This window comes from Paenibacillus sp. WLX2291 (genome assembly GCF_046603665.1).
Classification (GTDB): Bacteria; Bacillota; Bacilli; order Paenibacillales; family Paenibacillaceae; genus Saccharibacillus.
In genome coordinates this window covers 5589146-5609592 of the sequence record NZ_CP176755.1, presented here as the reverse complement: position 1 = coordinate 5609592, position 20447 = coordinate 5589146, and the positions used below count along the sequence as shown (strand labels likewise).

At 45.7% G+C, this 20447-nt stretch carries 18 protein-coding genes, 1 tRNA gene, 3 pseudogenes and 1 riboswitch; of the genes and pseudogenes, 20 read left to right on the top strand and 2 right to left on the bottom strand.

Annotated features, from left to right (window positions below; genetic code table 11):
• Window positions 1-1011 precede the first annotated feature (1011 nt).
• From rpmH to ACDE64_RS23910, 16 genes and pseudogenes are all read left to right on the top strand, one after another.
• Window positions 1012-1148: pseudogene (gene rpmH, locus ACDE64_RS23985) on the top strand (50S ribosomal protein L34).
• Between the two features lie 364 nt (window positions 1149-1512).
• Window positions 1513-1866, top strand: a complete 354-nt coding sequence (gene rnpA, locus ACDE64_RS23980) for a ribonuclease P protein component (RefSeq protein WP_411348601.1) — start codon at window positions 1513-1515, stop codon at window positions 1864-1866.
• Between the two features lie 76 nt (window positions 1867-1942).
• The gene (locus ACDE64_RS23975) at window positions 1943-2803 is read left to right on the top strand and encodes a YidC/Oxa1 family membrane protein insertase (protein WP_411344547.1); all 861 of its coding nucleotides are present in this window, start codon (window positions 1943-1945) and stop codon (window positions 2801-2803) included.
• Between the two features lie 73 nt (window positions 2804-2876).
• Window positions 2877-3665, top strand: coding sequence for an RNA-binding cell elongation regulator Jag/EloR (gene jag / locus ACDE64_RS23970; RefSeq protein ID WP_411348600.1), 789 nt, complete (start codon window positions 2877-2879; stop codon window positions 3663-3665).
• A 279-nt stretch (window positions 3666-3944) separates the two neighbouring features.
• Entirely contained in the window at window positions 3945-5321 is a 1377-nt protein-coding gene (gene mnmE / locus ACDE64_RS23965; protein ID WP_411344545.1) for a tRNA uridine-5-carboxymethylaminomethyl(34) synthesis GTPase MnmE, read from the top strand.
• A 360-nt stretch (window positions 5322-5681) separates the two neighbouring features.
• Window positions 5682-7570 (top strand): annotated as a pseudogene (gene mnmG, locus ACDE64_RS23960) (tRNA uridine-5-carboxymethylaminomethyl(34) synthesis enzyme MnmG).
• A 2-nt stretch (window positions 7571-7572) separates the two neighbouring features.
• Window positions 7573-8298 carry a 16S rRNA (guanine(527)-N(7))-methyltransferase RsmG gene (rsmG, locus tag ACDE64_RS23955; RefSeq protein WP_411348599.1) on the top strand — a complete coding sequence of 242 codons (726 nt, stop codon included), beginning with the start codon at window positions 7573-7575 and terminating at the stop codon, window positions 8296-8298.
• A gap of 463 nt (window positions 8299-8761) precedes the next feature.
• Window positions 8762-9580, top strand: coding sequence for a nucleoid occlusion protein (gene noc / locus ACDE64_RS23950; RefSeq protein ID WP_411344542.1), 819 nt, complete (start codon window positions 8762-8764; stop codon window positions 9578-9580).
• An 82-nt stretch (window positions 9581-9662) separates the two neighbouring features.
• Entirely contained in the window at window positions 9663-10424 is a 762-nt protein-coding gene (locus tag ACDE64_RS23945) for a ParA family protein (protein ID WP_411348598.1), read from the top strand.
• The gene (locus ACDE64_RS23940; protein WP_411344540.1) at window positions 10417-11265 is read left to right on the top strand and encodes a ParB/RepB/Spo0J family partition protein; all 849 of its coding nucleotides are present in this window, start codon (window positions 10417-10419) and stop codon (window positions 11263-11265) included. Before ACDE64_RS23945 ends, ACDE64_RS23940 begins: the two co-directional genes overlap by 8 nt.
• A 104-nt stretch (window positions 11266-11369) precedes the next feature.
• Window positions 11370-12541: pseudogene (locus ACDE64_RS23935) on the top strand (aminotransferase class V-fold PLP-dependent enzyme).
• A 314-nt stretch (window positions 12542-12855) separates the two neighbouring features.
• Window positions 12856-13362 carry a DUF4446 family protein gene (locus tag ACDE64_RS23930; RefSeq protein WP_411344539.1) on the top strand — a complete coding sequence of 169 codons (507 nt, stop codon included), beginning with the start codon at window positions 12856-12858 and terminating at the stop codon, window positions 13360-13362.
• Window positions 13363-13610: 248 nt separating this feature from the next.
• A complete protein-coding gene (locus ACDE64_RS23925) occupies window positions 13611-13859 on the top strand; it encodes a DUF3343 domain-containing protein (protein ID WP_411344538.1) in 249 nt (82 codons plus the stop codon).
• Window positions 13860-13899: 40 nt separating this feature from the next.
• Window positions 13900-14106, top strand: coding sequence for a hypothetical protein (locus tag ACDE64_RS23920; RefSeq protein ID WP_411348597.1), 207 nt, complete (start codon window positions 13900-13902; stop codon window positions 14104-14106).
• Window positions 14103-14936, top strand: a complete 834-nt coding sequence (locus tag ACDE64_RS23915; protein ID WP_411348596.1) for a mechanosensitive ion channel family protein — start codon at window positions 14103-14105, stop codon at window positions 14934-14936. The genes ACDE64_RS23920 and ACDE64_RS23915 overlap by 4 nt, the downstream gene beginning before the upstream one ends.
• A gap of 197 nt (window positions 14937-15133) precedes the next feature.
• Entirely contained in the window at window positions 15134-15361 is a 228-nt protein-coding gene (locus tag ACDE64_RS23910) for a DUF951 domain-containing protein (RefSeq protein WP_411344536.1), read from the top strand.
• Between the two features lie 533 nt (window positions 15362-15894).
• Here ACDE64_RS23910 and ACDE64_RS23905 read toward each other — a convergent pair.
• Window positions 15895-16716 carry a purine-nucleoside phosphorylase gene (locus ACDE64_RS23905; protein ID WP_411348595.1) on the bottom strand — a complete coding sequence of 274 codons (822 nt, stop codon included), beginning with the start codon at window positions 16714-16716 and terminating at the stop codon, window positions 15895-15897.
• A 195-nt stretch (window positions 16717-16911) separates the two neighbouring features.
• Between ACDE64_RS23905 and ACDE64_RS23900 the strand changes: the two genes are divergently transcribed.
• Window positions 16912-17003 (top strand) — tRNA-Ser (locus ACDE64_RS23900).
• A 209-nt stretch (window positions 17004-17212) separates the two neighbouring features.
• Here the strand turns inward: ACDE64_RS23900 and ACDE64_RS23895 are convergent.
• Window positions 17213-18265 (bottom strand): Rieske 2Fe-2S domain-containing protein, encoded by a 1053-nt coding sequence (locus tag ACDE64_RS23895; protein ID WP_411344534.1) that lies wholly within the window; start codon window positions 18263-18265, stop codon window positions 17213-17215.
• A 253-nt stretch (window positions 18266-18518) separates the two neighbouring features.
• Window positions 18519-18621, bottom strand: a riboswitch (purine riboswitch).
• 526 nt (window positions 18622-19147) lie between these two features.
• Between ACDE64_RS23895 and rpsF the strand changes: the two genes are divergently transcribed.
• Genes rpsF through rpsR form a run of 3 tightly spaced genes read left to right on the top strand, consistent with a single transcriptional unit; the run spans window position 19148 to window position 20264 of the window.
• A complete protein-coding gene (rpsF, locus tag ACDE64_RS23890; RefSeq protein WP_367064096.1) occupies window positions 19148-19435 on the top strand; it encodes a 30S ribosomal protein S6 in 288 nt (95 codons plus the stop codon).
• A gap of 43 nt (window positions 19436-19478) precedes the next feature.
• Complete coding sequence (gene ssb / locus ACDE64_RS23885; RefSeq protein WP_367064095.1) at window positions 19479-19967, top strand: single-stranded DNA-binding protein; 489 nt, start codon at window positions 19479-19481, stop codon at window positions 19965-19967.
• Between the two features lie 21 nt (window positions 19968-19988).
• On the top strand, window positions 19989-20264 hold the full coding sequence (gene rpsR, locus ACDE64_RS23880; protein ID WP_188778322.1) for a 30S ribosomal protein S18: 276 nt from the start codon (window positions 19989-19991) through the stop codon (window positions 20262-20264).
• The last annotated feature ends 183 nt before the right edge of the window (window positions 20265-20447 follow it).

The following is a 20447-nucleotide window of genomic DNA, read 5'->3' as shown; positions in this document are numbered from 1 at the left end:
AGACTGTCACTCCTTTTAAACTTCCAATGTGGCTGAAGCCATGCGTAGATATCGGAAATGATGAAAATTGCTGCTATGATAAATGGTGTCGAATTATCCCCAGAATACCCAGACGGTGGATAAGTTAAAACAAGGATAAGATGAAATTGTTCACAACTTTATCCACAGGCTGTTGATAATTTTTCTATTCACATTCTCTATTCACAACGAAAACAATATCATAATAGCAAAAAGAACCCTGTATTTCAACGAAAACCGATAATTTATCCACAAATTCAATCTGTTGTGTATAAAAGTTATGCACACCACAAGATATTGTTTATAGTTTGTTCGGAACCTGACGGTGGGTTGTGGAAAAATAATTTTCACTATTCACAGGGTAACATAGTGGTGGTGGATAACTGTGTATAAGTTCGGCTTGGAAATCGTTTGTGGATAAATTGCTTTTCTACTTTTTGAGCGGGTAATTTGGATGGATAGGATTGGAGAGATCAGATAGCTGATTTCATACTCTAAGATTTCGAAATCGATTTTGAGGATTGATTATGATGCAAGCAGCACGTAGACGAGGAAAGGGAATAAAATATATGAACGACTTCTAGTGTTTGCGATATTTGAACACGATCTTCAAACATGAGGTTCAACAAAAAGTGATTTTTGGGAAGCAGCATATCTGACTGCTTGGGAGTCATGAGAATCTACATGATATTGCTAATCCGTAGAGTCTCATAACTCTACCGGAGTTTGTGCCTCTATCTCTTTTGGAAGCGATTGTTGCCAAACAGATAGATTTCTATATACTTTCAATACACGTATCATTTTTAGGTACATTTATAGAAGTAAAATTTCTACCTAGTCTCATCCATAGTGAATCCCAAAAATAATTTCTACCAATTACTGAAAATCCATTGACGGCATGGTCATTTCCATGATTAAATATAAAATGGTATTTTTATGTGAGCAGACATAGAATCAATATGGGATATAATTACCTGCAAGGAGGTGCACAATATGAGACCGACATTCAAACCAAACGTAAGAAAACGTAGCAAAGTACACGGATTCCGAAAAAAAGAATGAGTACGAAAAACGGCCGTAAAGTGCTGGCGGCTCGTCGCCTTAAAGGCAGAAAAGTCATCAGCGCCTAATATGGACACGAAGACCACTACGGTGGTCTTTTTTTCTTAGTATATGGTTCGTTGCCCTATAGGGTACGTCGGCGGCAAGATCGCTGCTAGAATGTTGTCGCCGACGGAGGACGAATGGATAAACAGATTATCGGTTGATTCATTGCCAACGTTGCCGAATGGGACGCAAACGTAAAAGGTTGCCCTATTCCAACCAGCTGAGCGCTGAATGTGCAACCGGATACAGCAATGGATTGGCTGTTCAGGTATACAGATTGATAATAGATACATCCCAATGAAGTAACGGGCAGGCTTCGATCCAAAGAGCCTGTATGACGAAACATACGTTATGGTCATTGGACGCTGGAGTTAAGGAGAATGTACGGTGCAAAAAAAGCTGCGTTTACGCAATCGCGCTGATTTCAGTCGCGTTTACCGTCACGGACGACGGTCTTTTGCCAATCACCAGTTTGTTGTGTACTGGTTTCAAAAAAAGGATATTGCAGAGTTTCGGGTTGGCATTTCGGTTAGCAAAAAAGTCGGTAATGCTGTCGTCCGTAACCGGATGCGTCGTGTCGTTAAGGAGATTGTGCGTCATCATGCGCATGAGATTGTACCGCACATTGATATGGTATTTATTGTGCGTAAAGGAGCATTGTCGCTTCCTTATAAAGATCTGGAAAAAAGTATTTTGCATGTACTTCGCAAATCTTCGCTGCTAAAACGCCCAGGACGGTAACGCTTTCGGTTTATTTGTGCTGTCAAATATGATATGATTTGCAAGGAAATGCAATGGTTAAGAGAGGGGTTTTGAAGTGTCGCAATTGAAGACTCGTGGAGGAAAATGGTTTCTCCTTATCGCTGCATTTGCAGTGGTAGCCCTGTTGGCTGGTTGTACGCCAAGTACAGTACAAACCCATACAACAGCAGATTTACTGAACCATGGATGGTGGAACCGCTATGTAGTATACTGGTTTGCCTACGCCCTGGACACATTTGCCGATTGGTTTAATGGTGAATATGGTCTAGCTGTCCTCGTCCTGGTGCTGATTGTACGTACACTGATTTTGCCGTTGACACTCAAACAGGTGAGAAGTTCGAAAGCAATGCAGGCGATTCAGCCGCAGCTACAAAAATTGCGCGAACAGCACAAAGATGATCCGCAAAAGCAACAAGCGGAAACGATGAAACTGTTCCAAGAAAATCAAATCAATCCGGCTGCCGGATGTTTCCCGCTGCTGATTCAGATGCCGATTTTCATCGCCTTGTACAACGCGATTATTTATAATAGTGCTCTTCGTGAGCATACGTTCTTGTGGCTCCAACTGGGTGAGCCGGATAAATGGCATATCCTGCCGATTATCGCTGCTGCTACTACATTCCTGCAAACATGGATGATGATGCGCATGAACCCGGCGTCGATGCAAGGTCCAATGCAGATGATGATGTACATCTACCCGGTGATCATTGCCATCATGTCATGGAGCTTCCCGTCTGCACTGCCATTGTACTGGGTATACAGCAATATCTATACCATCGTGCAAAACTACTTCCTGTATCGCAACAACCAGCCGATCGTTACCGATCTGGGTGTCGCTGTTGATACAAGTGGTAACACGTCCAAATCAAGCAACAAAAACCGTAACAAAAAGAAATCCAAAAAGAAACGTCGTTAATATCATTACCTTTACCGAAATCCGGAATGTTCCTGAATATCCCTACTACGATTGAGGAGGGCCGAACATATAGATGACTACAGTCATTGCGTCTGGAAAAACAGTTGATGATGCTATTGCAGAAGGGCTTGCCCAATTGCATACGACCAAAGAACATGTTCAGGTGAAGGTGCTGCAAGCACCATCCAAAGGATTTCTCGGTCTGATCGGCGTTAAGCCTGCCAAAGTGGAGCTGACCGTATTGGAACCGCAGTCCAAGCCGGTACGAACTCCGAGCAGTGTCCCACGTCCGGCACTCGAGCTGCCAAATAATGAACGTAAGTCAGATCCAGCTCCTGCTGGCGTACTGCCTGTCGGTGATGACGGAAAAGTATGGGATGAGCCACAGTCGTCCGTTTCCCGGGCGGCAGCGAATTCGGAAGCCTGCGATGAAGCAGTGCAGTTTATCCGTGAGGTTGGCGACAGTATCGGTCTGGAGCTGAATGTGGATGTGAAGCGTGGACGCGACGGTTATGTGATGAGCATTTCCGGTAGCGATCTTGGTCTGTTGATCGGACGGCGCGGACAGACGCTGGATGCCCTTCAGTATCTGGTGAACATCGTAGCCAACCGCTATTCGGATAAATACATTCGCATCATGCTAGATGCCGAAAATTTCCGCGATCGTCGGCGCAAAACGCTGGAGGAGCTGGCAGATCGTCTTGCTGGTAAGGTGATTCGTTCCGGTAAAGAAGTCGTGCTGGAGCCGATGTCGTCGCAGGAACGCAAAGTGATCCATGCTCGTTTGCAAAACCATAACAAGGTGAAAACAGCGAGTAAAGGCGATGAACCGAATCGTCGTGTGGTCATTACGCTGCGTTAAGGCAGTAAGTCCACTCACTTTGCCGAATGAACGGCATCATATACGCCGCATACAAATGACAGGCAAACGATGCTGATGTACGTTTTGAGTCAAAATAAATGGTCTGAGCGATCAGGCTGAACAGAGATCATAATCGCTGACTGCCATTTCGGAGTCAGGATGGGATGCAATGATTTTTTGCCTGAGGGCAGAGGATCATTGCTTTTTCTTTAGTCCTTCATAGATACAGGTTCCTATAGAGAATGAACTGAATAGATCAAGGAGAGGTGAAGCAGTACGATGATTAGCGATACGATTGCAGCGATTGCTACGGCGGTCGGTGAAGCGAGTATTTCCGTCATTCGGGTCAGTGGACCGGAAGCGGTAGAGGAAGTAAGTCGTATGTTCAAAGGGAAAGTAGCGCTGGATGAAGCGGAAAGTCATACGGTTCATTATGGATTTATTATCGATCCGCAAACCGGCGATAAGGTGGAAGAAGTGCTAGTTACGATTATGCGAGCACCACGTTCCTTTACGATGGAAGATGTGATTGAAATCAGTTCGCACGGCGGTGTAGTAGCGGTGCGGCGGGTCATGGACATCCTGTTGCAGCAGCGGATTCGGATCGCTGAGCCGGGTGAATTTACGAAGCGTGCCTTTTTGAACGGACGGATTGATCTGTCGCAAGCAGAAGGTGTGATCGATCTGATTCGTTCCAAATCGGATCGTGCCTTCTCGGTGGCGCTCAAGCAGGTTGAAGGTAAGCTATCTCGTCAGATCAAGCCATTACAGCAGACGCTGATCGAGACGCTGGCACATATCGAGGTCAATATCGATTATCCTGAGCATGATGTGGAGTCGTTAACGTCGGAATTTATTAAAGAAAAATCGTCATTGGTTATGACGGAGATCGACAAGCTACTTCGTACAGCCAATGAAGGCAAAATTCTGCGCGAAGGCATCACAACAGCGATTGTAGGACGTCCCAATGTTGGTAAATCATCGCTGCTTAATGCACTGGCGCATGACAATCGGGCGATTGTAACGGATATTCCGGGTACGACGCGCGATGTGATCGAGGAGTTCGTCACGATTAACAATATTCCGTTGAAATTGCTTGATACAGCGGGTATTCGCGAAACGATGGATGTGGTCGAGAAGATTGGGGTTGAGCGTTCGCGTGGTGCGGTGAATGAAGCGGATTTGCTGCTATTTGTGTTGAATAACAGCGAAGCATTGCATGAAGATGAGATTGAGCTGATGCAGCAGATTAGCGGGCGTCAGGTGATCGTGATTTTGAACAAAATCGATCTGCCGCGCCAGTTGGATATGAATGTGCTATTGCAGCATTTTGACGAGCAGCAGATTGTGGAAATGTCGGTTCGGGATGAGCAGGGTGTAGATCGGCTGGAAGAAGCGATCTCGGCGTTGTTCTTCGGTGGTAAGCTGGAAGCGCAGGATGTCACGTATGTGAGTAATGTGCGTCATATCGGCTTGCTTAAACAAGCGAAGCGATCGCTTCAGGATGCGTATGAAGCGGCAGACCAATTTATACCGATTGATATGATCCAGATTGATGTGCGTCTGGCTTGGGAGCAGCTAGGTGAGATTATCGGCGACTCTGCACCGGATTCGTTGATCGATCAGATCTTCTCGCAATTTTGTCTGGGCAAATAACAATACACTGCCGTCAGAATCAGTGTACGGCTGTACGTATGAATGTGCTCATGGACTTGTATATATGGCATGTTCACAACAAACATAGAAGCTATGTAATGAAAATCGCTTAAAATTTTCGTGTTTTATTAGATTTCTTACGGAAAACTTCTATGAAAGTGTGGATTTTGCGCTATACTATTCGGGTAGCCCTTTTACATCAGGTAGAGGGGCTGCTCTGGTATGCCTTTGGACGACTTTTGATATCAATAAGGCAATACACAAGATGGCTGACGTAAGGATCAATTCGGAATCATACCGATATACATTTATATGTTGCGGCTGCTGGATAGCGGTCTGGGCAATAGAGGAGGAATACCCATGAGCTATGTGGGTGGAGAATACGATGTGATCGTCATCGGTGCCGGTCATGCAGGTAGCGAAGCGGCACTGGCTGCGGCGCGTATGGGCTGTAGCACACTGATGGTAACGATCAATCTGGACATGATCGCATTTATGCCATGTAATCCGTCAATCGGCGGACCGGCAAAAGGTCATGTTGTACGTGAAATTGATGCACTAGGCGGCGAAATGGGTCGCAATATCGATAAAACGTTTATTCAGATGCGTATGCTGAATACAGGTAAAGGACCTGCGGTACACGCATTGCGCGCGCAGGCAGACAAATTCCTGTACCAGCACGCGATGAAAGAAACGATGGAAAATGAACCAAATTTGACGTTACGTCAAGGTATGGTTGATCGTCTGATCGTGGAAGATGGCGTATGTACTGGCGTCATTACGCAAACCGGCACTACGTACAAAGGGAAATCCATCGTGCTGACAACAGGCACGTATTTACGTGGTAAAATCATTATGGGTGAGCTGGCATACGAAAGTGGTCCCCCAACAATCAGCAACCTTCGCTGAAGCTGTCAGAGCATTTGCGCGAACTTGGCTTTGAACTGGTACGCTTCAAAACGGGTACACCACCACGTGTACATCGCGATACGATTGATTTTAGCAAAACCGAAATTCAACCAGGCGACGAGAAACCGAAATTCTTCTCTTATGAAACAGAATCGTCGGACAATGAGCAATTGCCTTGCTGGTTGACCTATACGTCAGCAGAAACGCATCAGATTATTAACGACAATCTGCATCGTGCGCCGATGTTCTCCGGTATTATCGAAGGTACAGGACCGCGTTATTGTCCGTCGATTGAGGATAAAATTGTTCGTTTTAACGATAAGCCGAAGCACCAGATTTTCCTGGAGCCAGAAGGTAAAAACACGTCCGAGTATTATGTACAAGGTCTATCCACCAGTCTGCCGGAAGATGTGCAGCTGAGTGTCTTGCGTTCGATCCCTGGTATGGAAAATGTAACGATGATGCGCAACGGGTATGCGATCGAATACGATGCGATGGTGCCAACCCAGCTGTGGCCGACTTTGGAAACGAAGCGTGTTCCCGGTCTGTTTACTGCTGGTCAGATTAACGGTACATCCGGTTATGAAGAAGCTGCTGGACAAGGTGTAATGGCGGGTATTAATGCTGCGCGCAAAGCACAGGGCAAAGAAGGCGTCGTGCTGGATCGCTCGCAAGGCTATATCGGCGTGCTGATCGATGATCTGGTAACAAAAGGTACGAACGAGCCATATCGTCTGCTGACATCGCGCGCGGAATATCGTTTGTTGCTGCGTCACGACAATGCCGATCTGCGTTTGACTGAAATTGGTCATGATATCGGTTTGATTCCGAATGAGCGGTATCATAAATTCCTGGATAAAAAAGCCAAAGTAGAGCAAGAGGTTCTGCGCTTGAGCAAAGTAAAAGTCAAGCCAGTCGATGTGAACGAGATGTTGGCATCACTGGAATCGGCTCCACTACAAAACGGAACGGATTTGTTAACTGTACTGCGTCGTCCAGAAGTAACCTATGCGCATATCGAAGGTATCTCACCTTCGCCAGAAGCATTGAGTGAGGATATGAAAGAACAAGTGGAAATCCAGACCAAATATGCGGGCTACATCGAGAAACAGCTGACGCATGTACAACGTCTGAAAAAAATGGAGCAGAAAAAACTGCCTGAAGATATCGTATACGAAGAAGTGAAAGGTCTGGCGATTGAAGCACAGCAAAAGCTGTCCAAAATTCGCCCGCTGTCGATTGGACAGGCTTCGCGTATTTCCGGCGTAACACCGGCAGATATCTCCATCCTGCTCGTTTACTTGGAGCACTATAATCGCGTAACGGCAGCACGGGGGTAAGTATGGATCAGATACAGCAGCAATTTACAGACATGCTGGCAGCGAAAGGCATTGAGATCAATGAACAGCAGCTACAGCAATTTGAAGCTTATTACGAAGAACTGATCACGTGGAATGAAAAGATGAACCTGACGGGTATTACGGAGCGGGATCAGGTATATACAAAGCATTTTTACGATTCGCTAACGCTGGCGTTTTATGTAGATATGCACAATGTGCAATCGCTGGCGGATATCGGCTCAGGTGCTGGTTTCCCCGGGATTCCACTCAAAATCGTATTTCCCCATATCCAGCTGCGCATCGTGGATTCGCTGAACAAGCGGATTACATTTTTGCAAAGTGTAGCGGATCGGCTGGCATTGAAGCAGGTGGAGTTGATTCATGGTCGAGCTGAAGAAGTTGGTCGCAAGGAAGGCTACCGGGATGCGCACGATCTGGTAACTGCCCGAGCGGTTGCCCGTCTCGCCGTGCTGAATGAATTCTGTCTGCCATTTGTAAAAACAGGTGTACGTACGTTTGCTGCGATGAAAGGCAGCGATCTGACAGAAGAGATCAAGGAAGCACGCCGCAGTCTCGGTCTGCTAAAAGGCAAGATCAAGCAGGTACATGAATTCCAATTGCCGATTGAGCAATCGGATCGCCATATTGTTGTAATTGAGAAAGAAGGCGCAACGCCGGTCAGATATCCACGCAAGCCGGGTACACCGATGAAAGAACCGCTGATTTAAGACATTATAGAATAAGTGAGTAAGAATCCTCTTTTTACTATCTAGTTTGTGTATACCTTATGAACCGGTATGCAGATGATAGGTAAAGAGGATTTTTTATTTTACAGATAGTAGTAGGATAAGCGTACTTACTCGATTATTTTCACAGTAGATACTTTGCTATTTTATTGTTTCACGTGGAACATATTTCACTACAACATCTCTCTACAAAAACGAAAATCTATACAACTCCACTCCTCAAATCAAACATCATTTTCAAAACCAAACTCCTCACAATTTTTCACATAAATTTATAGAGTAATCGTAGGATTATCAATCGAAAAGTGATAAAATGAGGAAACGAAACATGCCATATATTCCGGGTGCTGGTGATTTACCGGTCCATGCCAGATGCCCGTATTTTAAGTATGCCTATCTATTAGGATAGGTATTGCTATCATAAGATTAGGTGGTCTCATACGGAATGAAAGAACAAATTTCCAAATTGTTTGGCTTGTCCGAGCGTGTAAATGGAGATGAAGTCAAGCAGATACCGGTTGTCAATATTACAACCAGTCCATATCAGCCCCGTACGATTTTTGACGATGCCAAGATTGACGAGCTGTGCCAGACGATCAAGACACATGGCATCATTCAGCCGATTGTTGTACGGCTGCGGAATGGAAAATATGAGATTATCGCGGGGGAACGACGCTGGAGAGCCGTTAGCAAACTGGGGATGGCGACGATCCCAGCGATCATACGCGAGTTTAACGATTCACAGGCGGCATCGATTGCGCTGATCGAGAATTTGCAGCGGGAAGGGCTTACGTCCATCGAGGAAGCGATTGCCTACCAGAAGCTGCTTGATCTGCATTCGCTTACGCAGGAAAGTCTGGCGCAGCGATTGGGGAAAAGCCAGTCTACGATTGCCAACAAGATTCGTTTGCTGCAATTGCCAGAGGAAATTCGGCAGGCACTCATGAATCGTCAACTGACCGAACGTCATGCAAGAGCGCTGTTATCGCTCGAAGGAGTTGAGCTACAGCTGCGTATTATGAAAGAAATCATCGAGAAAGAACTGAATGTGAAGCAGACGGAAGCCCGGGTTGCTTTTTATAAAGAGAAAAATCAGGTAAAATCCAAATCTAAACGCGTTTCCTACAGCAAGGATGTACGGCTGGCACTGAACACGATTCGTCAATCGATTGATATGGTGTCCGGCTCCGGTCTGGCGATCAATACATCTGAGCAGGATCACGACGATCATTATGAGATCGTGATCAAAATACCAAAACGCTGACAGACAGGCGGCATTGAGCCGCTTTTTCTGTCTTTATCCACCGTTTGTCATCAGCGAATTTCATAATACTGGGGTGAAGTAGTTGTCCAAAATTATTGCCATAGCGAATCAAAAGGGCGGAGTAGGAAAAACGACAACATCCGTTAATCTGGGTGCTTGCCTTGCCACTCTGGGCAAAAAGGTACTGTTGATTGACATCGATCCGCAGGGCAATACGACCAGCGGTGTCGGTATCAACAAAGCGGATGTGGAAAATTGCATTTATGATGTGATTATTAACGATGTGGCTCCAAAGGAAGCGATTCAGTCGACCGCTATTGAGAATCTGGATATTATTCCAGCAACGATTCAGCTGGCGGGAGCGGAAGTGGAGCTTGTACCTGCCATTTCGCGTGAATTGCGCTTGAAAAATGCGATTGGACAGGTCAAGCAGGGATATGACTACATATTGATTGATTGTCCGCCTTCGCTTGGCATTTTGACAATTAATTCGCTGACTGCTGCCGATTCGGTGATCATTCCCATCCAGTGTGAATACTATGCGCTGGAAGGATTAAGCCAGCTGCTCAATACAGTACGTCTCGTGCAAAAGCATCTGAATACCGATCTACAAATCGAAGGCGTATTGCTGACGATGCTGGATGCCCGTACGAATCTAGGCTTGCAGGTTATCGAAGAAGTAAAAAAATATTTTCAGGATAAAGTGTACCGGACGATTATTCCACGCAATGTTCGGCTAGGCGAAGCGCCTTCTCACGGGAAGGCAATCATTACGTACGATCCGCGTTCCAAAGGCGCTGAAGTATATTTAGAGCTGGCAAAGGAAGTGGTGTCATATGAGTAAACGTCTCGGCAAGGGACTGGATGCGCTGATTCCTTCCCTGTCTGTGAGTGAGGATGATAAAGTGATTGAGATTCCATTAAAAGAGCTGCGCCCGAACCCTTTTCAGCCACGCAAAGCATTTGACGATGAAGGCTTGCAGGAGCTGGCGGATTCTATTGCACAGCATGGTGTTATTCAACCGATCATTGTACGCAAAGTCTTAAAAGGCTACGAAATTATCGCTGGAGAACGCCGCTTCCGCGCGTCTCAGCTTGCTGGTAAAAAGGACATTCCTGCGGTAGTGCGGACATTTAGCGATCAGCAGGTGATGGAGATTGCGCTGGTTGAGAATTTGCAGCGCGAAAACCTGAATGCGATGGAAATCGCTACAGCATATCAATCGCTAATGGACGAATTCAAGCTGACTCAGGAAGAACTAGCTGCGCGTGTAGGCAAGTCTCGTCCCCATATTGCCAACTTCTTGCGTTTACTAACATTGCCGGATGAGGTAAAAGAATATGTTTCACGTGGAACATTGTCGATGGGACATGCACGCGCGCTTGTAGGTGTGAAAAAGGAAGATCTGATTCTGGCACTCGCTCATAAAGCGATCCAAAGCAATTGGAGTGTACGCCAGCTGGAAGAAGCGGTACAAAACTTGGAAACGAAGCGCAAAAGTAACGATAAAGACAAAGATAAGAAAAGCGATCCTTATCTTGTTGATGTCGAGCATTCCTTGCGTGATCGTCTGCAAACTGCTGTCAGAATTCGCAACGGCAACAAGGATAAAGGCAAAATTGAACTGAGTTTCCACAACCGTCAGGAATTGGAGCGGTTATTAGAACTATTAAACAAGTTGTAATACGTTTTTGAATTTTGATCTCAATTGATCGTGATACATGATACATGATACGTGGATCGGCTATGCCACAGTTCAATGACGGAGGGAAAACGGTGATCAGCGATATGCAGCAGAAGCAAAAAGATCATGCTGTCATTTATTTGGATCATGCTGCTACTTCGTGGCCCAAGCCGCCAGCTGTATATGAGGCGGTACAGCATACATTGGAGCATGATTCAGCCAATCCGGGCAGAGGCAGTCATGCCATGGCAGTACGTGCCAGTCGAGTGTTGTTTCAGTGTCGTCGGCAGCTGTCTACGCTGCTGGATGTGCGTAATCCGGTCCGGTCGATATTGCTTTTACCGGTAATACGACGCTGGCGCTCAATATGGCGATCTTTGGCTATGTGCAGCCGGGAGATCATGTCATTTCCACGATGACTGAGCATAATTCGGTCTGGCGACCGTTGGAGCATTTGAAACGCACCGTAGGTGTGCAGGTGAGCTATATTTCGGTAAACGAGCAAGGGTGTTTGGATTTAGCAGAAGTGGAGCGTGCCTTTACGTCAAAGACACGCCTGCTTGTGTGCAATCATAGCTCCAATCTGCTGGGCAGTATTTTGCCTGTAGAACAGTTATCGCAGCTTGCGCATCGTCATGGAGCTGCCATTCTGCTTGATCTGGCGCAAAGCGCTGGTCATATTCCAGTTGCCTTACAGCAGTGGGAGATTGATCTAGCTGCTTTTCCCGGTCATAAAGGATTACTTGGACCGCAGGGTACAGGCGGGCTGTATATCTCGCCTGCCTTAGAGCTGGCACCTTGGATCTACGGCGGAACGGGCAGTCAATCGGAGGAGCCAGACCAGCCGTCTGTGCGACCGGATCGATATGAAGCAGGTACGCCGAATACGCCCGGTATTGCTGGTCTGTCGGCAGGCGTACAGCATGTGCTAGAGCAGACAGTACAGCGTATTGCAGAGCAGGAGGAACAACTGACGATGCAATTGTTGGACGGTTTGCAGCAGATAAAAGGGGTACGGTTATTAGGTCCAGCAGCTGGTCAACCGCGTACGGGAATCGTTTCGTTTACGATGCAGCAGCAGGATGCGGCACAGGTTGCGTTTACATTGGATCGTGAGTTTAACATTGCGGTGCGTGCGGGTATGCATTGTACTCCACTGGCGCATCGCGCTGTAGGCACGATGGATACGGGTGCGGTGCGTGCAAGTGTAGGATACGGATCGACACCGGAGCATGTAGAGCGCTTGCTGGAAGCGATTCGTCATATTGCAAAATAGGATGGAAATACGGGTTGTTCTCGCCAGTTTCCACTCGAATGTTACAAAATTGAGATGGAATATGCGCATCGATGCAAGTATAATGCTAAAGGGCTTATGGATCACGAAGTGGCTGCTGCCTGCCAGATCTAAAAGGCAGATTGTAGCATATACATGGGTGATTGAATATATAACAGATACGGCACTATTTATACAGAGAAATCATGTGCCACACAGGATGCAGTTGGTTGGATGACAGACTGAACGGGCGATGCGGATAAAATATAAGCATCTCCGACCAGCACGGTAATGAAATAAGAGGAGAGCGGACAACAATGGCGGAATTGAACAGTCTGGTTACAGAGCAATTATTTTTGATACTGGGAGTAATCGCGATACTCGTACTCCTGCTGCTAATTATTGTAATGGTACAGGGTGCCAAACTGCGTAAAATGCGCAAACGCTACGAGATGATGATGTCGGGAAGTGGTGTTGAGGATCTAGAATCACTGCTGCTGGATCTGAAGCTACAAATGGACGCAATCGAAGACGGCGAAAAGCAAAAGAGTACCCGTTTTCAACAGATCGAGGACAAGCTGCGTACTGTACAGGCGTATACAGGCATCAAACGCTATAACGCCTTTTCAGAGCATGGTAGTGATCTGAGCTTCTCGGTGGCGCTATTGAACGACAATATGGACGGGCTGGTACTGACCGGTTTGCACAACCGCGATAGCTCCTATGTGTACGCCAAGCCGATCACGAATGGTCAATCGACGTACAATCTGTCTCCAGAAGAGTTGGAAGCTATTAGTCTGGCACGTACATCGGTAAAAGGGTAATTCCACGCGATTGTACCGTGTCAGAGAAGAATGAATGTAATCCAAAACCGCCGTATATCGGATGACAGAAACTTTCTGCTCCGGGATGTGGCGGTTTTTTTGTAGAAGCGAAGATTGAATCTGCACGGACAATTTGCGTACAATAGATATATTCTGTTTATCATATAATACGTTTTGGACAATGAAGCTGGAATACAAAATCCTGTTTATGAACGTGACAGTTTGTACCGGAAGGGGTAAAAGAAAAGATGGAACACAATCTGGTCATGGCGTTTGATTCCACTCAGCAGGCACTACGCGCGGAAATGCTGTTGGAATATGCAGAGATTGAAAATGATATGTTTCCAACACCAAAGCAGATTACAGCGGGCTGCGCACTATCGCTACAATTTCCCGAACAAGAGCTGGAAACCGTACAGCATATTGTAAAACAAGAGCAGGTGGAGATTCGCGGTATTTTTCGTGCGGTGGAAGACGGTTACGAAATGATTGCATAACAGCCAATGATACCAATACTATGCACAAGGAGGGCAATCTATGAATCTGGTTCAAACAACACTACAGCTATTTGCAACACATTGGCTGAGCAGTGGCAATGCTGCCGATACAGCAGCGCAAGAGATTAGTAGCTTTACGGACAAATTCTGGAACTGGTTTACCGATACAGGAATGTGGACTCAATTTGCATTCTCTGCCATTCGTATCGTGCTTATTTTCTCCTCACCAGAATTGCTATTAAGTTGATCAACAAGGTAATCGAACGCTCTTTATCCGGGCGCGATAAGAGCAGAATTGCGACCAATCCACGGCGGCTAGTCACAATCGGTGAATTGAGTAAAAATGTAATCTCCAGCGTGTTTAACTTTATTATGATCATGCTGATTTTGAATGAATTTGGATTTAATCTGGCACCGTTATTAGCAGGAGCCGGGGTTGCCGGTCTGGCAATCAGCTTTGGTGCTCAAAGTATTATCAAAGATATTATTACTGGTTTTTTCATTATTTTTGAAGATCAATTTGCAGTAGGCGACGTTATTCAGACCGGTACATACAAAGGTACGGTACAAATGGTCGGTCTACGTACGACTCGTCTGGTCAGCTGGAATGGTGAAGTCAATATTATTCCAAATGGTTCTATTATTAGCGTAACCAACTTCTCATTATCGAATGCACTGGCAGTCGTCGATATTCCGATGAGTATGGATCGCTCGCTCGCTGATGCACAGGAGCTGGTACTGCGTGCTACGCAAACGATGAAAACAGATCGTGACGAAGTGCTGGATGTACCGGAGGTACTCGGTATCCAGACGCTGACGACAGGCGAATATTCGCTGCGGATTATCGCCAAATGTCAGCCGAACTCTCGCGCTAATATCGAACGTGCTATTCATACGGCGGTAAAACAACAATTGGATGCGGATCTAGAAGAACAACGTCTGGAAGAAGAACGCAAAACAGCAGAAGAAGCAAAACTTGCTGAGCAGGAAGCAGCGAATCAAGCGCCAGCACCGCAAACAGGTGTGCTGAAAACAGAAGTAACCGATAAGCGCGATCCGAATGAATCCAACGATTAATTGGTAAAAGAAAAGACGAACGAAAATGACCGGGCTGCTCTCACAAGTAGCCCGGTTTGTTATGGTACAAGTCAGGATGCAGCAACAACCGACATATTTGTATCCACAGCCCGCAAATGATAAAAAATCTGGTAAAATGGGTGTGGATAAACAATTGCGGACGATAGCAAGTTGAGAAGAGAGAAAGGGTGGAGGTTATGGTAGAACGCAAGCAGTTTCAGCTGGGGGATATTGTACAGATGAAAAAGCCGCATCCTTGCGGTAGCAATGAGATGGAGATTATCCGCATGGGCATGGATATTCGTATCAAATGCGTAGGCTGCAAGCATAGTGTGCTAGTGCCACGAGCAAAATTTGAGAAAAACATGAAAAAGGTGCTACGATCTGTCGCCGATCCAGAGCAAGCAATGCCTTCAGGGGAATAATGTTTATCTACAAAGTTATCAACAGATGACGTGGTTATAGAGGATAATAAAGAATAGAAAAAGGTTATCCACTGTGGATAACCTTTTTTGCTATGTAGATAACTGGGGATAACGATGAATACCAAGGATGGAAGCATCTATATGTGTCCAACGATACATCATGCGTGCTCCTACTATTCAGCGTATGCCATTTGCATCCGTATTGTTATATATTTTCCTCTTATAGCAGCTACTCAGTTAACAATTGTTCAGCATATTACTTCATAACACGTGATATAGGCATCTTCTGCTTCACACCCCATCATACCAAGAACTTCATGCAAAACGTCATTGCCAAAAGGGGATATACCCTATCAGCAATGACGCATTTAAGTTTATTATTTGTATATTGCTTTGATCACTATTCTGATCAGTCTATTGAAGACCAGCGTTTAACTACGTATTGCCTGTAGCAACTATGCAGTGCTGCAACATATTCTCATCGATATTCTGTTCGGTAAATACTCAAGAGATGCCCAAAGTGATGGTTTAGCTTAAAGCTGTTCCAGCAAGCCTTTGATCAGACCGACGAATGTAGTTCTTACTTTTGCCGCGACCTCGATGACTTCATCATGACTAAGCGGTTGATCCAGAATACCGCATGCCATATTCGTTAAGCAAGAGATACCGAGCACTTGAATGCCGCCATGAACAGCAACAATCGCTTCTGGCACGGTGGACATACCGACTGCATCTGCACCAAGCGTACGAATCATACGAATTTCCGCCGGCGTTTCATAAGCAGGACCGGTCCACCATGCGTAGATGCCTTGCTGTAACGATACCTGCTGCTGCTGTGCGACCTGTAACGCGATATTGCGCAGCTCTGGATGATACGTTTGCGACAGATCAGGGAAACGAGTGCCCAATTGTGCATTATTCGGTCCAATGAGCGGATTATTGCCGACGAGATTGATATGATCCGTGATCAGCATCAACTCCCCCGGTGCAAAGCTTGTATTTACCGCACCGCAGGCATTGGTGACGATTAATTGCTGGACACCAAGCGCCTTCATAATGCGTACCGGGAAGGTCACTTCATCCAGTGTAAAGCCTTCATAATAATGAAGACGTCCCTTCATCGCAACTACCGTCTTGCCCATAAGTGTACCGATTACCAGCTCATTCGCATGACCAACAGCGCCAGAAGTAGCAAAATGCGGAATGTCTTTGTATGGGAAAATCGTTGGATGTTCAATCTCATCTGCCAAACCGCCTAACCCTGAACCGAGAATCATACCGACTGTCGGTGTCTGTGCACCGGTTTGTTTTACAATGTAATCTCTAGCTTCCTGAATGTGTTGCGTCTGATGCATAACATGTATTCCCCCTGCGAAAGAAATAAAATCCGTACAGCCACCAGTGTAAAGGACAGCCTGATACGTGTAAACGGATAATTCCTTCCAGATTCATTCAAAAAATATAATGTTGTTCTATTGCCAACCGAAAAAGAATCAAGTATAATCAATTTTGTTGTAAATGGATCGCTTTCACAGCGGTGCATGTTATACGGAGAGGTACCCAAGTGGTTATAAGGGGACTGACTCGAAATCAGTTAGGCGTCTTAGGGCGTGCGAGGGTTCGAATCCCTCTCTCTCCGCCATCCCATATTGATTGCTACATATATGATTCGTGACTAAGCTCTGTTGCAGACCTCTGCGGCGGAGCTTTTTTATGTTATTTAGGGCAGGCAAATGCGCCGAAATGATGCGCATTTGCCTGTATAAGTGATATGCGTGTGATATGCGTGAATGCCTGCATAGGATAGAACATTTTGCCTTCAGCAATCGTGCTCAAGCTGTATCGTGCAGATCAGGATGTGTAATGACGTCCCAATCCCAACTCAGTCAGTAGCTGACGGTAAGCGATGGAGGTACGGTCTGCTGGGATATGGGCTTCAGCAGTCAGATCAAGCGGTAGATCTTCCGGCGTTTGGGCTTCGACCATTTCACGATCCTCCTGAAACACTTGTAGATTGAAGCGGATCGTATCCTCTGCCGGAACACTTTTATCAAAATTGCGTGAGATCGGGCAGAACAGCCGGGTGTAACGTGCCGATACCGGAGATGCGCAGTTCAGAATCATCAGTTTGCCGTCGTCTGGAAAATGTACCGTTAGCGAAGCAGCGAATGGCGGGAATACACGGAATGCGCGTAGCCACATAAAGCCTTCCGGTGCTGGATTTTCTTGCCCTTTGCCATAATTGCTAACCGTGCTCCAGTAATCGGCAATCAGTTCATTGCCTTCGCGTTTTACTTTGTATTGTGGAACTTCGGTGTTGTTACGATCGCCAAATGTTTTGGTATGCACATAGGCAAAGTGGGATACATCAAGGAATCCTTCCATCTGGCGACCAGATGATCCGGCAATATCAAAGCTTGGCGGCAATACATTTACATAATCAGGATCATCCCAGCCAGCGAAGTCTGGAATTTGCGGTTCATTATTAGCAAGACACGTCCAGATCAGACCATACTTCTCAATAGCCGGATACATAATCAACTTCAGTTTGGGTGAGATTTTGCTATCAGGGTGTGCTGGTACAGAAGTGCAGGCACCTTCGCAGTTGTAGCGGAACCCGTGATATGGGCATACAATCTCACCGTCTTCGACCCAGCCCAGACTGAGCGGGGCGCCGCGGTGAAAGCATAGATCACGCGCTACGACTACCTCATCGCCACTACGATAGCAGACGAGCTTCACGTCCAGTAGCTTCACGCCTACCGGTTTGTCCTGAATCTCATCAGCGATTGCAATTGGATACCAGTATTGGGACAGCACGTACCAGTCGTCCGGTGTAAACGTACAATCACGGGGCAGTTGATTTTGGGCAGCTTCAGCAGGGGATTTGGCGCGTGTACTCATAATAATCACCTCATTAAAATTTTGGGAACACATACATTTGAAATACGGAGTCAGCGAACATGGGTATAGGGAAGACCGGCAATTGGAAATCATAGAAACGCCAAAAATCCCAGACGACAAGGGGCGCTCGGCGAAAGTAAACACACCTGTTGCCTATCTCATCAGCGATCTGACGACATAGAGAATAAGGCGGCAGATGGCAGCAACTACTGTACCGAATATTAGGAACAGCAAGCGCCAACATGCGTTTACTTTTGCAGATACACCCTCTTGTAGCCTGGGACAATTTACGGTTGTCTGGTCGAGACGCTCAAACCAATTAATGAGCTTATACAAAAGGAAATGTTAATTTAAATGACATATAAGAAGATGTATTTATCATATTTCGAAGTGGAAGCTTTGTCAATGTGAGATTATATAAAATTTTAAAAAGAAAAATAGGATGATATAAGTTTGATATATGGAAAAATAAATATATATATGCTAAATAGAAACTGATTGTTGTTGTTTTGTGTTAATTTATATAACATATAACGCAAATATATTCTGTAAGCTTTAATAATTTTGCTAACTCTGGAATCGTAATCGCGTGCAATCAATGAGCATTCGGTCATAAGCAGTCAGTGTGATTATACTGGTTGTACATTTTGCACTTTCTTCGCTTCGATTACATATTGCATTTCTTTGTGTTGAATTGTTGTATGCTCTATCTATTCCTCGTCTTATACGTCGAAAATTCTATTGCAAATACGTATGCAAATAAATATAAAGTTTTCCTTGTAGAGTCTGCATATTTCTGGTACAATAATAGGGTTCGAGTTTGTGCTCGTTCCTTGCTCCTGGCATGGATCAGGGGCCTTAGTCCAAGAGGAGGTGAAAACTATGCGCAATTATGAAGTAATGTACATTCTGCGTCCAGAAATGGAACAAGAAGCAGTTGAAGCGTTGACTGAACGTTTCAAAGGCATCATTACAGCTGACGGTGAGATCACTAGCCATGATATCCAAGGCAAACGCCGTCTTGCGTATGAGATCAAGAAAATTCGTGATGGTATTTATGTTCTTGTAAACTTCGCAGCTACTCCAGCTGTTGTTGCTGAGCTTGAGCGTATCATGAAAATTTCTGATGACGTAATCCGTTATCTGATCACTGTAGACGTTACAAAGTAAGTTTGAATCATGAATTGTAAACTCGTTTGAGGAGGGGATTGGATTGTTGAACCGTGTCATTTTGATCGGACGGTTGACCAAAGACCCGGAACTTCGCTACACACCTGCGGGTGTGGCTGTGACGCAGTTTACGCTGGCAGTGGATCGTCCTTTTACGAGCCAGGGTGGAGAGCGCGAAGCGGACTTTATTCCGGTCGTAACCTGGAGACAACTGGCAGAAACCTGCGCCAACTACTTGCGGAAAGGCCGCTTAACAGCGGTTGAAGGACGCATTCAGGTAAGAAATTATGAGAATAACGAAGGTAAGCGTGTATACGTGACTGAAGTTATCGCTGATAATGTTCGTTTCCTGGAGTCCAACCGTGATGGCGGAAACAGCAATAGTGGAGGCAATCGTGAGGAAGCACCTTACGGCGGCGGTAACAACAGTAACCGCAGCAGCAATGGAAATAGCTACTCTCGTGACAATCAAGATCCATTTTCCGATGACGGTAAACCGATAGATATTTCCGATGATGATTTACCATTTTAAAGTAAGAAAGGAATGAATCAGATGAGCTTTAATAGACGTGAAAGCGGAGATGGCGAAGGCAGACGTCCAGGTGGACGCCGCGGTCGCAACAAACGCCGTAAAGTATGTTATTTCACTGTAAACAAAATCACTCACATCGACTATAAAGATACGGACCTGCTTCGTAAATTTATCAGTGAGCGTGGTAAAATCTTGCCGCGTCGTGTGACTGGTACAAGTGCAAAATACCAACGTATGCTGACTACTGCGATTAAACGTTCCCGTCAAATCGCACTGCTGCCATACACTACTGAATAGTATTACTTTTCTGTTTCGGCAGAAAGGTTCCAAGCGTACAGCATCTTTCCTATTGCAGGAGAGAAGGCTGTACGCTTTTTATTTTGCCTGCATTCGGTATTCGGATACTCATCTTGAACATTCATGATGATCTGAACGTGAGAAAGTGAGTATTTATTACAAGGTGAAAAGATCGGGTTACTA

Excerpts from the sequence above, each read along its gene's own strand:
- jag (WP_411348600.1), top strand. The coding sequence starts at position 2,877 with ATGACTACAGTCATTGCGTCTGGAAAAACAGTTGATGATGCTATTGCA.
- mnmE (WP_411344545.1), top strand. The coding sequence starts at position 3,945 with ATGATTAGCGATACGATTGCAGCGATTGCTACGGCGGTCGGTGAAGCG.
- rsmG (WP_411348599.1), top strand. The coding sequence starts at position 7,573 with ATGGATCAGATACAGCAGCAATTTACAGACATGCTGGCAGCGAAAGGC.
- noc (WP_411344542.1), top strand. The coding sequence starts at position 8,762 with ATGAAAGAACAAATTTCCAAATTGTTTGGCTTGTCCGAGCGTGTAAAT.
- ACDE64_RS23940 (WP_411344540.1), top strand. The coding sequence starts at position 10,417 with ATGAGTAAACGTCTCGGCAAGGGACTGGATGCGCTGATTCCTTCCCTG.
- ACDE64_RS23930 (WP_411344539.1), top strand. The coding sequence starts at position 12,856 with ATGGCGGAATTGAACAGTCTGGTTACAGAGCAATTATTTTTGATACTG.
- ACDE64_RS23925 (WP_411344538.1), top strand. The coding sequence starts at position 13,611 with ATGGAACACAATCTGGTCATGGCGTTTGATTCCACTCAGCAGGCACTA.
- ACDE64_RS23920 (WP_411348597.1), top strand. The coding sequence starts at position 13,900 with ATGAATCTGGTTCAAACAACACTACAGCTATTTGCAACACATTGGCTG.
- ACDE64_RS23910 (WP_411344536.1), top strand. The coding sequence starts at position 15,134 with ATGGTAGAACGCAAGCAGTTTCAGCTGGGGGATATTGTACAGATGAAA.
- ACDE64_RS23905 (WP_411348595.1), bottom strand. The coding sequence starts at position 16,716 with ATGCATCAGACGCAACACATTCAGGAAGCTAGAGATTACATTGTAAAA.
- ACDE64_RS23895 (WP_411344534.1), bottom strand. The coding sequence starts at position 18,265 with ATGAGTACACGCGCCAAATCCCCTGCTGAAGCTGCCCAAAATCAACTG.
- rpsF (WP_367064096.1), top strand. The coding sequence starts at position 19,148 with ATGCGCAATTATGAAGTAATGTACATTCTGCGTCCAGAAATGGAACAA.
- rpsR (WP_188778322.1), top strand. The coding sequence starts at position 19,989 with ATGAGCTTTAATAGACGTGAAAGCGGAGATGGCGAAGGCAGACGTCCA.